The organism is Mastigocoleus testarum BC008 (genome assembly GCF_001456025.1).
Taxonomy (GTDB): domain Bacteria; phylum Cyanobacteriota; class Cyanobacteriia; order Cyanobacteriales; family Nostocaceae; genus Mastigocoleus; species Mastigocoleus testarum.
Genome location: NZ_LMTZ01000020.1, coordinates 21,393 through 32,444 on the forward strand (window position 1 = coordinate 21,393; position 11,052 = coordinate 32,444).

An 11,052-nucleotide genomic window follows, 5' to 3' on the forward strand; every position below is an offset into this window, starting at 1 on the left:
TCTAAACTCTCTTGCAATACAAAAGGTTCTGGTTCAGAAAGGAGATGTTTAGTAGATTTTTGTAGCCTCAATAATACCTGATGTATTTTGTACCGGAGAATCTGTTGCAATGATTTATTGAATTGGTATTACAACCCAAAATGATTGTAGTACACAAAATTAACAGTGCTCGATTTCAGATCGAGCACTTAATTGGTCAATGCTAAGTATAATTGATTACTTTTTTGCCTGGGTAACCTGAAAATCAAGTACAACAGAAGACAGCAAAGACGCTTCACTTTCAGTGTTGAAAACGTCGATAGCGAGCCTTTAATATAGAAAATATACCGTAAGAAACCAAACCAAAAGCAACGAAACCAAGAATCCAAGACCCAAATGGTTGTTGTGCGAGTGATGATAATGCACCCCCAAGTCCCTTAGCTTCACTAGCGTCTGACTTAAGCGCGGCTTGAATTAGGAAGATACCAATAATTACGAAAACAGTACCGCGAGCAGCGATACCAAACCTACCAATACGCACCAACCACTTGCGCTCGCTATAACTCATTTGGGCTAATTTGAAGCGACGGCGAAATTTGGCTTTGTAAGCGCGATATATATAGGAAAGTCCTAGTCCAATTACCAGCACTCCTCCTATACCTACTAACCACTGACCGAAAGGTTGGGAAAGAACTTTAGCAGTCCAATCTTGAGTGGAATTTTTATTACCACCACCCCCTGAACCGAGAACTAACTGTAAAGCAGTGAAAGCTAATCCAGTATATGCGATCGCACTAAAGCCATAACCAACACGCTGAATAATACGTTTTATATCTGAATTTGAATTTCTTCCTTTATGTTCGGGATCTAAAACTGCTTGGACGAAACGCCAGAGAGCGTAACCTATAAGTCCAATACCGATTATTGCTAAAAAAAACTTACCAAAAGGTTGATTAACAATGGTTTCTAGCGCTCCAGAACTACCTGTGGTTTTTCCTCCAGAACCAAGAGCAGTTTGAGCAGCTAAAAGACCGACAACACTATAAACTACACCCTTAGCTGCAAATCCAAACCTTGCTAGTTTTTCAAACCAGGGGTGAGAAGTTACTTCACGAGGCGACCGAGGGATGTCCAAATCAGATAAATCGTTTGGTGCCATAATTGCTTAATGCTCCCTTAATATTATTTGGAGTAGAGTGAGTATAGTTTTTTACTACTTAGTCTCTCTACTCCAAGACAATTTTTCTACTTTAATAAAATCTATTTCAACAGAGTAATAAAAAAATTACTTTTCAGACTCAGGAATTGCTGAAGGATATACACCCTCAGCCACCAAGACAGGTTTATTCTTGTACTCGGCTTCCAATCCTTCCCTGATTTTTAGATCCCAGGTTAAATCGTAATCTCGTTCGAATTCAGCGACTAAGAAAGGACGTACTACACCTGTCACCGCTACAGTCTCATCTTCTTTCACAGAGACTTGTTGCGAACCCAAATTTAAAACCAGCAAGTCTTCCCCACCAAATAACTTATCTTCGTCTAAGGTAAACAAGTTAGTATTTCGGATATTTTCAACTTCACCTGTTACCGCTAATCGCTTATTGTAATAGCGCTGGGGATTTTGAGTAATTTCACCTGGATCCGGTGCAGGTGCCATTGACTTAGCAATAATTACTGGTTTATTCTCGTATCCGAGATAAGACTTCTTATCCAAATTCAGATTGTATTCTCGTTCCACCTCCGCAAACGCAAACCTACGGACTATTCCTGTGACTTGAACATCTGCACTACTATCAGCGGGTAAGTCAAATTTTTTCCCAGTAGCATTTATAATTAGTACGGGGTCATTACCAAATAGTCTTGGATCGTTAAGGGTAAAAGATGCCGGACCTACTTTTCCGATCGGTTCGCTTCTAATGGTTACAGTTTTACCTATTAATTGGTCGGTATGATTAAGGACTTCTCTTGTAGTCACATTTCCCAAGTCTTTGGGTGTCTCTTTATTGAAATTACATGCAGGTAATACAGTAAGTGCTAGAGTTAAAAATATAGCCCTTTTAACATGCCGAAACTTACTATTAAAACTATTTCGTTCGGTTACAATTGGAGAGTTGACTTTACTATTATTTCTGAAAATATTCATCATCCGCAAAGTTAGTTATTACTGGTTGTTAACGACAGAAAAAATAGCGCGTATATTTTATAAATCAGTAGTAAAAGATATATCTAATAAATTTAATTTAATAGGACCTGACCATCTTTTTTTATTCTTAAAACTCCCCTAGCGTCATCTAATTTTTCGGATTCGTCTAAAGAAATGTTAAGAGTTGCTTTTTCTGAGTTTCTAGACTTTGGATTAACCTTAATAAATCCTCCATCATTTCTTCTCATTGTGATAGTTACGGGTGTAGGTAAATCCTGTAACGTAATTTCCTGTTTGCCTCGTATATATCGCTTCTTTGTATGTTCTATTACTTGATAAACTATCGGGGTATTAGTATCGTTTTTGAGTTTAACGTTAACTTTACCTTCATTCAGATTAATAACTGCGATTGCTTGATTACTACTTTCCGGTAGTGGTAGTTCATCAACGGGTTTTACTTCATTACCTGCAGACGGAATATCTTCAGACAATTGTAAAAATGGTTGTTTGGGAGCCGGTTTACCTTTTAACCAACGGAGAGTAGCAGCGTTAGGGGCACATTTACGTGGAACTATGAGCCTACTATTGTATGGCTCTTCATAGTAAATACCTGGACAAGGATTAGCAGCACTAATTCGTTTCGTAGGTATTGCTAACGCACTTGGTAAATTGATGAAAAATACTCCCAATACACCTGCAAGTGAACGAAGATATTTATTTGCTTCAATTACATGATTATTTGTCTTATTACTCATGTTAATACCCTAAATGTGATAATACTTTGAATTGATAATTATTAATATTTTTTCAGGAGAAAACAATAATTATTACCTTCGAAAATTTATCAAAGGATATACATTTTGTGGTATTATGCTTGCACCATAGGAATATAACAAGATCCTAAATCCTCACACTAATAGAAAATTATGCCCAAGAATCTAATCGCTATTCTTCCTTAGCAGAAAAACCATAAATTTTAATCTCGAACTAGTAAATTTCAATTTAGATTTTTGGTCTGCTAGTATATTTCTTGGAGCAATAACTAGATAGTAATTCTTTTTATCGCTTAAATCTTCTAACCCCAGCATAGTTAAAAATGATGCTGGAGTAGTACTTTTGTTTGATATGGAACCTATCTTCAGAGGTAGCAACTCAAGTCAAATAACTATATTAAATATTATTATTCCGTAGCAGAAAAATTTCCGTCAGTTTTTTTAATACTTTGTAGCAATAAATAATTCAAAACCGTTCTAATCACAATAATTGCAGCCAATCGTCCAATATCTTCCCAACTAGGAGTAATAGTAGTTCTGAGAATACTTCCTCCGACCAAAAAACTCAGTCCTAGAGAAAATGAATAACCCATCTGTAAACGGCTTTCCTGGAAAACTTTAGCAGAAGCTGAAAAAGAAAAAGCATTACGCAAGTAAATTACTAAACCCTTAATTATGCCAATGGAAATGATAAAAAGAGCAAGCATTTGGCAGATGTTTATTGCTATACCATTTAGGGTTTTGACGAAAGCTTCCATTTAGTTTTTTCAATAAATTTATCCAAAATTATATATATTTTCTTACTTTGAAACGAGTTGATTTAATTACTAAATACCAAACCTTGCTCAGTTAACATCGCTTAAAAAAAACGAAAAAAAATCAAGCTTAAGTAATATTTTAATTGAGGCTAAGATCCGTCCGGGGGACGAAACAAATCTTACTTTCGCTCGAGTATCCTGATTTTACACAGCAAATCAAGGAATGAGCGGTGAAACTCAGGAGCAAGATTCTAGCTGGCTACGGCGTTAGTCTCGCCTTAGTGATTCTGGTCGGCGGTTGGGGTGTAATTAATCTTTGGCGCTTGGGTAGAGCCAGCGAAGCAATTTTGCAGGATAACTACCGCAGCATTCGTGCAGCTGAAGGAATGCTCGAATCCTTGGAGCGCCAAGATAGTGCAGCTTTAACCTTGTTGTTGGAAGGTAAGGAAAGCAATCTTGCTGATTTTAAAGGCAATGAGATTGAGTTTTTGCAATGGCTAGGACGTGCTAAAGATAACGTTACAATTACTGGTGAAGAAAGAGTTTTAGGTACACTACAAGAGCGCTACAAATCTTATTTGACAAGTATTGCCCAATTAAGACTAATTCAAACAACTCAACAACCAGCCGCAACAAGATTTTATAAGCAAACTGTGTTACCAAATTTCCAGGAGGTACGTCAAGCTTCTATCGAACTGAGAGACATAAACCAGCAAGCAATGATGTCTGCGTCCGAGCAGGCTCAGATTACTTCCCAACAAGCGATCGCATCAATGGCGATCGCAGGGATATCGGCTGCAATTGTTGGTATATTTTTTAGCTTGATTCTCTCCAAAAACTTAACCCGACCACTAAAGTCCATGACCCAAGCTGCAGAACAGATCGCAGATGGAGACTACGATGTAAATATCTTAGTACGTTCCCAGGACGAATTGGGTTCTTTGGCTGAGGAAATCAATACTATGAGTCAGAAACTGAAGGAGTTCCACGCCCTGAGTTTGAATAAGATTATTGCTCAAGAACAACGTAACGAAGCAATCATTGATAGCATTACCGATGGAATTGTAGTTGTTGATGAAGGTTGCGATATCATTGCCATTAATCCCACCGCCGCAAATTTATTTAATACTACGCCACAACAAGCAGAAGGACGGCATTATTTGGAGATGACCGAAGACCGCACCCTTTACAATCAAATTCAAGCAACGTTGCAAAATACACCTCCACCTGATATTGGGGAAACGCCATTATTAACTTTGGAACGTAATGGTATAGAACAGCATTATAGCTACCTGACAACTCCAGTCAAAACCGAGGACGGTAAGCGATTGGGAGTTGTATTGTTGTTACAAGATATCACTAAGTTTAAGAAAATTGACGAGCTGAAAAGCGATTTTGTCATGACCGCTTCCCATGAGTTGCGGACACCTTTGACGGGAATGGGGATGAGTATCGATTTGCTCTTGGAAACAGCGAGCCAAAAGCTATCGGAACGGGAACAGGAATTATTACAAGCTGCTGCAGAAGACGTCGAACGGTTGAGGAGTTTGGTTAATGACTTGCTCGACCTATCAAAAATTGAATCGGGTCGAATTGAAATGGAGCCAGTAGCAGTTAAAGTAAATTTATTGGTTGATAAGGTTATGTCGCTATTTGAGGTCCAAACTCAAGAAAAAAATATCCCCCTGGAAAAACAAGTGGACGAACACTTACCCACCGTCAAAGCCGATCCCAATAAAATTACTTGGGTATTGACAAATCTAGTTGCGAATGCACTACGTTATGCCGAGACACAAATTCAAATCATTGCCAAACAACACGGAAATTCAATATTTTTGTCAGTTAGTGATGATGGACAGGGAATCGATCCCGCTTTCCAGGCGAAAATTTTTGACAAGTTCGTTCAAGTGCAGACCGAACGAGATGCTGGCGGTAGTGGCTTGGGTTTAGCTATTTGTAAGGAAATCGTTAAAGCCCACGGCGGTACCATCTGGGTAGATTCCGTTCCCAAAGAAGGCAGTACATTTACTTTTACACTGCCAATTGCTGCAAATTCATCCCGTTCTGGAGAAATAGTTAATGTCTAATCAACGCATTTTAATTGTCGATGACGAGAAAAATATTCGCCTGACACTGGTTCAGTGTCTCGAACCTTTGGGTTATGAAGTAAAAACCGCTGTCAATGGTGAAGATGCTTTATCTCAATTACGACAAAACCCCTTTGATTTAATGCTTCTGGACTTAAAAATGCCGGGGATCGACGGTATGGAGTTACTGCGCAGATCCAAGGAAGTACAACCAGGTTTAACAGCAATTATGATTTCAGCCCACGGTAGTGTTGAAAATGCTGTAGAAGCAATGAAACTTGGTGCTGTGGACTTTCTGCAGAAACCTTTTACCCCCAGAGAAATTCGCGAAATGGTGGGTGGAGTTATGGGAAGAGATAGCATTTCAGAATCCCCCGCAGATTATGAATCCCTCATGACTGCGGCGAAAAAGTGGATTACCAAACGAGAATTTGAGGAAGCAATTTCACTTGTAGGACAAGCAATCGGGCAAAACCCCAATAATCCAGAAGCCTTTAATTTATTAGGAGAACTTTTGGAAGTAACTGGCGATCGCTTGCAGGCTTTAAAAAACTATCGAGTTGCAATGGACTTAGATCCCACCTACAAGCAAGCGCAAAATAACCTACAGCGAGCGACAAGTTCATCAAAAAGTAGACCTAGTTTATGAGTAATGAGTAATGAGTAATGAGTAATGAGTAATGGGTAATGGGTAATGGGTAATGGGTAATGGGTAATGGGTAATGAGTAATGAGTAATGAGTAATGAGTAATGGGTTACTCCTCCTGAATTCTGACTTCTGACTTCTGACTCCTGACTCCTGACTTCTGACTTCTGACTCCTGACTCCTGACTTTTGACTCCTCCTATAACTTCCATTCTTTCAACGATCCAAATTCTCGAAAAATCTCTAATGAAAAAATCCCAGTATATAGTTGTGGTAGGCTGCGGTCGCTTGGGATCTATTCTTGCAAGTCGACTGAGTGGTGAAGGTAATAGTGTGGTGGTTATTGATCGCAATGAAGAAGCTTTTAAATCTCTATCGAGCGAGTTTAGTGGTTTCCAAGTTACTGCTGATGCAACTGAATTAGCAACATTGCGTGCAGCAAAAGCTGATAAGGCTGATTGTTTGCTTGCAGTTACTGATTCTGACAATATCAATATTATGGTCGCTCAAATTGCTAAAAAGTTGTTTGGGGTCTCAAGTGTTTTAGCTCGGGTGTTCGATCCTGCTCGGGAAGCGATCTATGGCGAGTTTGGAATCGCTACAATTAGTCCGACTCAACTATCTACTGAAGCATTTATACAAATTTTAGAAAGTCAGTTCCAACAAGAGAAATTATGAGAGTCATAATCATTGGTAGTGATAAGTTAGCTTATTTTTTGGGCAGACAATTTGCTAGTAAGGGTTATCGTCTCACAATTATTACCCCTGATGAGAAACAAGCCGTGATGTTGTCTCGCAAGGTCAAGGGAACGATAATTTCTGGGGATGGTAGCAACCCTGCAGTCTTGGAAGATGCTGGTGCTTACAGTGCTGACGCCATATTAGCTTTAACTTCCCAAGACCAAGATAATTTAGTTGCTTGTCAAGTTGCTCAACAAATTTATGGTGTACCCCGTACAGTCGCCTTAGTCAACGATCCAGAAAATAAAGAAGTTTTCCAAAAACTTGGCGTCAGCGTGGCATTTTCAGCAACAGAAATTCTCGGTTCTTTAATTGAGCAAGAAGCAGACGAACAAGATATCAGAAATTTGATATCTATTGCTCACGGGGAAGTTACCGTTACCGAAATAACTCTGCAAGAAGACAGCCCTGCAGTTGGACAAACCCCTGCAGAACTCAATCTTAAGGGAGCCGCCATATCCTGTGTCGTTCGCAGCAATCAAGTTCTTTTACCCCAGAACTGGAGCCGCTTGCGGGCAGGTGACCAAATAATTTTGGTCAGTGAGTCTGACCAATGTGCAGCAGCCCAACGTACCATTATGGGAGAGGAACATTAAAATGGGTCGTTACAAAAGTTTTTTACGCCAGCGTTATCGGGCTATTTTAGGTTACACAGGGTTAATATGTTTGATTTCTGGGTTGGTAATTATTTCTCCCTTGTTAGCTTTGTTAGCTTATCCGGAAGAATTACCTCTTGCTTGGGGTTTTCTGGTTCCAGGTGCAATTCTTGGTCTTGTAGGTTTGGGATTATGGCAACTACTAGCTCCAAAAAAAGCCACTAGTTTAACTTTACAAGAAGGCTCGGTAATTGTGGTGCTGGCTTGGCTGGTTGCAATTCTGGTTGGAACTGTCCCGTTTATGACTATACAGGGGCTTAATTTCACCCAAGCGATGTTTGAATCTACCAGTGGTTGGACAACTACAGGGCTTTCAGTGGTAGATGTTACTAAAGCTTCCCGTTTGATTTTGCTTTACCGCAGTATTATTGAACTCTTTGGCGGAGCGGGATTAGCGATTATTACTTTGAGTGCGATCGCAGGACCCGTTGGCTCGGGTTTAACAAGTGCTGAAGGTCGTAGCGAGCAATTAGCACCCAATGTGCGGCGTTCTGCGAAGTTAGTTTTAGCTATATACACTGGATATAATATTGTCGGAACTATTGCCTTAAAATTAGCCGGAATGGGTTGGTTTGATGCGGTAAACCACGCCTTTGCAGCTTTGTCAACAGGTGGATTTTCTACTCATCCCGAATCTATCGGTTACTGGGATAATGCCGTACTAGAAATAGTAACAATTGTGTTGATGTTTGCTGGGGGACTCAACTTTGTTACCGCTTATCTGCTACTTAAAGGTAATTTCAAGTCAGTAGTTCGTAATGGTGAAATTCGTTTTCAAGCCCTAATGGTTCCCCTGTGTAGCTTGGTGATTTTATTTGGTGTCGCGATCGGACTTTATCCCCAATTAGGTAAAGCGATTCGGGTATCTATATTTGAAACTGTAACTTGCTTTTCCACCACTGGTTTTGCAACTGTGGGATATACGGAATGGAGCAGCATCGGTTGGCTAATGTTAATACTAATGATGTTAGTGGGTGGCGGTGCTGGTTCCACATCTGGTGGTATCAAACAATTGCGGGTATATATCCTTTATCGTAGTTTGCGTTGGGAAATTCGCAGAATGTTGATGCCCACACGCAGCGTTACTGAACCGAGTATTTGGCAAGGGGAACGCCGCCATTTTCTCCAAGATGACCAAATTCGGCAAATTGGTATATTTGTATTTTTATACTTAATTCTTTTCTGTATTGGTAGCGCGATCGTCGCAGCCCATGGATATTCATTGCAAGAAAGTTTATTTGAATATGCCAGTACTATGGGAACTGTGGGAGTTTCAGTTGGGGTAACCTCTGCAGATGCTGCACCTACATTACTTTGGACTCAAATTCTGGGAATGTTTTTGGGTCGATTAGAATTTTTTACTGTGTTTGTTGGCTTGGTGCGTTTGCTGCGCGATACCCGCCCAATTCTGACCTAAGTAGATAGTCTTGCAAAGATCTTGTCGAAAAACTTGTTTTACCTAAACTTACTTTGACGACTCGATTTTTTGCTTCTTCTACTTTGGGCAAAATTAGGGTCAGCACACCCCCAGTAAAATCTGCTTTAGCTTGTTCTGGAATGATATAAGCAGGTAAGGATATATGTCTCCTAAAACTACCATAAATCAATTCTGAGTATAGATCATTCGCACTGCCATCTTGCTGCTGACGTTTTCCAGAAATAGTAATAGCTTCTCTGGTTACATCAATATTGATATCCTTACTATCTACACCAGGAATTTCTATTCGTAAAATTAGATTTTCTGAATCATCTAGCAATCCGATTACAGGTTTCCAAGTTGCGGAATTTTCTTTTTGAGTATCCTCACCCTCTGCAAAAACTCGACTGAGTTGACGACGCAGAGATTCTTTTCCTTCAAAGGGTGAAACGCGTATAAGTGTCATAACCTACTTCCCCCATTACAATAGGGCTTCACAAAGCAACAAGTAAGGAAATATAGCGGTTTTCGTTTAAGTTCAGTACCTACTTCAGAAATTTTGTATTGTTAAACATTTAGATGAAATGTTTTAGTTTCAAGATCTATCTGCTCGAACAACAACCGCAATAAATTATCTGAGCCACTAAGAAAATTCAGTGCTTTAACCGATTTAAAAAGAGGTAAATTAGCACTTTTAACTTCTGAATGCTAATTTAGCAAAACTATTCCTCGAACGCAACTTGAAGCAAAGTGAGGTTTTCCGAATCCGAACGGTAGTGCACCAATTAAAGCACTTGAAATTATAGGGATGCTAAAAAGACTTATTCAAACAATACCTTTGCCGAAATAAGAGCCTACAGACATTGTGGCAAAACCGGCAAAAATTCCCATGTATAAGCGTTTGGCTTACAAGATACTTTGAACTCTCAAAACCTTTATACTCTGTTAGTGTTTTAGTATCGGTATTGTCAAACAAAACCAATTCGAAAGTATATTAATTTCCAGTTAGCTCTTGACCCCGTTTGAGGTAAACTTGAACATTACGAATTGCTTGAGTTGCGTAGTAATCTCTAGGTCTTTCTTCTAAAGCTTTACGAAAATTACGAAGTGCTCTTTGATAATTCTCTTTTTCTGTAGCATCATAACCAATTCTCATGAAGCGGTCATAAGCAGTTTCGTCTTGGCTAGATTTACTCTTTCCAGCATTGATTTGGTCCTTTGCGTTCCAGTAAGCAATAGTTGCTTGTCTATCATTGGGACGTTGAAAAAGTGCACTGCGGAAGTTTCTTAATGCAGCCTGATAATCATCCCGTTGTTGTGCTGCATAACCAAGTCTCATATAACGGTCGTAAGGCGCTTCTCCCAAATAATATTTAGCGACCAAATCAACATCCGTGGGTGAGGAAGGTTTCTGACCACGATTTAGGTAAGTTGTAATATTTCTGACAGCTTGAGTTGCGTAATAATCTTCTGGACGTTCGGAAAGTGCTTTTCGAAAATTGTCTAATGCTTCCTTATATTTTCCTTCTTCAGTCGCATCGTAACCTGCTTCCATGTAACCGTCGTAAGCGGATTCCGGTTGATTATTACCCTTGATTAAATTACGCGCGTTCCAAAAAGCAATAGTGGCTCTTCTATCGCGGGGATTTTCGTAAAGTGCATATCGGAAATATTGAGCAGCAACTCGATAATCCTTGCGTTGCATTGCTGCATAACCCAACCTCATGAACTGGTTATAAGTTTTTAAGTTGCCGGTAGTAGTTGGTGATATAGCAATCGCCAGCTTAGTTAGGACGTAAGGTAAGATAGATCGAGAAGTGATTAGTCTGGACAATTCCAATGGCAAGGTCTTA

11 protein-coding genes are annotated in these 11,052 nt (G+C 39.6%); 5 read left to right on the top strand and 6 right to left on the bottom strand.

Going from position 1 to position 11,052, the window contains the following annotated elements; genetic code table 11:
- Positions 1-280: 280 nt before the first annotated feature.
- From BC008_RS04865 to BC008_RS04880, 4 genes are all read right to left on the bottom strand, one after another.
- Complete coding sequence (locus BC008_RS04865) at positions 281-1,138, bottom strand: DUF1206 domain-containing protein (RefSeq protein WP_036265477.1); 858 nt, start codon at positions 1,136-1,138, stop codon at positions 281-283.
- Positions 1,139-1,264: 126 nt separating this feature from the next.
- A complete protein-coding gene (locus BC008_RS04870; RefSeq protein WP_235595797.1) occupies positions 1,265-2,125 on the bottom strand; it encodes a hypothetical protein in 861 nt (286 codons plus the stop codon).
- Positions 2,126-2,214: 89 nt separating this feature from the next.
- Positions 2,215-2,877, bottom strand: a complete 663-nt coding sequence (locus BC008_RS04875) for a hypothetical protein (RefSeq protein WP_036265475.1) — start codon at positions 2,875-2,877, stop codon at positions 2,215-2,217.
- A gap of 425 nt (positions 2,878-3,302) precedes the next feature.
- A complete protein-coding gene (locus BC008_RS04880; RefSeq protein WP_027843368.1) occupies positions 3,303-3,653 on the bottom strand; it encodes a DUF1622 domain-containing protein in 351 nt (116 codons plus the stop codon).
- 230 nt (positions 3,654-3,883) lie between these two features.
- Between BC008_RS04880 and BC008_RS04885 the strand changes: the two genes are divergently transcribed.
- The 5 genes from BC008_RS04885 (at position 3,884) to BC008_RS04905 (ending at position 9,199) form a co-directional block, all read left to right on the top strand.
- Positions 3,884-5,740 carry a sensor histidine kinase gene (locus BC008_RS04885; protein ID WP_027843367.1) on the top strand — a complete coding sequence of 619 codons (1,857 nt, stop codon included), beginning with the start codon at positions 3,884-3,886 and terminating at the stop codon, positions 5,738-5,740.
- Positions 5,733-6,389 (top strand): sigma-54-dependent transcriptional regulator, encoded by a 657-nt coding sequence (locus tag BC008_RS04890; protein WP_027843366.1) that lies wholly within the window; start codon positions 5,733-5,735, stop codon positions 6,387-6,389. Before BC008_RS04885 ends, BC008_RS04890 begins: the two co-directional genes overlap by 8 nt.
- Before the next feature lie 242 nt (positions 6,390-6,631).
- A complete protein-coding gene (locus BC008_RS04895; RefSeq protein WP_027846558.1) occupies positions 6,632-7,063 on the top strand; it encodes a potassium channel family protein in 432 nt (143 codons plus the stop codon).
- A complete protein-coding gene (locus BC008_RS04900) occupies positions 7,060-7,722 on the top strand; it encodes a potassium channel family protein (RefSeq protein ID WP_027846557.1) in 663 nt (220 codons plus the stop codon). Before BC008_RS04895 ends, BC008_RS04900 begins: the two co-directional genes overlap by 4 nt.
- A 1-nt stretch (position 7,723) precedes the next feature.
- Positions 7,724-9,199, top strand: coding sequence for a TrkH family potassium uptake protein (locus BC008_RS04905; protein WP_027846556.1), 1,476 nt, complete (start codon positions 7,724-7,726; stop codon positions 9,197-9,199).
- Here BC008_RS04905 and BC008_RS04910 read toward each other — a convergent pair.
- Both BC008_RS04910 and BC008_RS04915 read right to left on the bottom strand, forming a co-directional pair.
- Positions 9,141-9,665, bottom strand: a complete 525-nt coding sequence (locus BC008_RS04910; protein WP_027846555.1) for an Hsp20/alpha crystallin family protein — start codon at positions 9,663-9,665, stop codon at positions 9,141-9,143. The genes BC008_RS04905 and BC008_RS04910 overlap by 59 nt on opposite strands.
- Positions 9,666-10,193: 528 nt before the next feature.
- The coding region (locus tag BC008_RS04915) for a tetratricopeptide repeat protein (protein WP_407657020.1) at positions 10,194-11,052 on the bottom strand (859 nt) is incomplete at its 5' end.

Coding starts and splice junctions, on each gene's coding strand:
- BC008_RS04865 (WP_036265477.1), bottom strand. CDS start 1,138: ATGGCACCAAACGATTTATCTGATTTGGACATCCCTCGGTCGCCTCGT.
- BC008_RS04870 (WP_235595797.1), bottom strand. CDS start 2,125: ATGATGAATATTTTCAGAAATAATAGTAAAGTCAACTCTCCAATTGTA.
- BC008_RS04875 (WP_036265475.1), bottom strand. CDS start 2,877: ATGAGTAATAAGACAAATAATCATGTAATTGAAGCAAATAAATATCTT.
- BC008_RS04880 (WP_027843368.1), bottom strand. CDS start 3,653: ATGGAAGCTTTCGTCAAAACCCTAAATGGTATAGCAATAAACATCTGC.
- BC008_RS04890 (WP_027843366.1), top strand. CDS start 5,733: ATGTCTAATCAACGCATTTTAATTGTCGATGACGAGAAAAATATTCGC.
- BC008_RS04895 (WP_027846558.1), top strand. CDS start 6,632: ATGAAAAAATCCCAGTATATAGTTGTGGTAGGCTGCGGTCGCTTGGGA.
- BC008_RS04900 (WP_027846557.1), top strand. CDS start 7,060: ATGAGAGTCATAATCATTGGTAGTGATAAGTTAGCTTATTTTTTGGGC.
- BC008_RS04905 (WP_027846556.1), top strand. CDS start 7,724: ATGGGTCGTTACAAAAGTTTTTTACGCCAGCGTTATCGGGCTATTTTA.
- BC008_RS04910 (WP_027846555.1), bottom strand. CDS start 9,665: ATGACACTTATACGCGTTTCACCCTTTGAAGGAAAAGAATCTCTGCGT.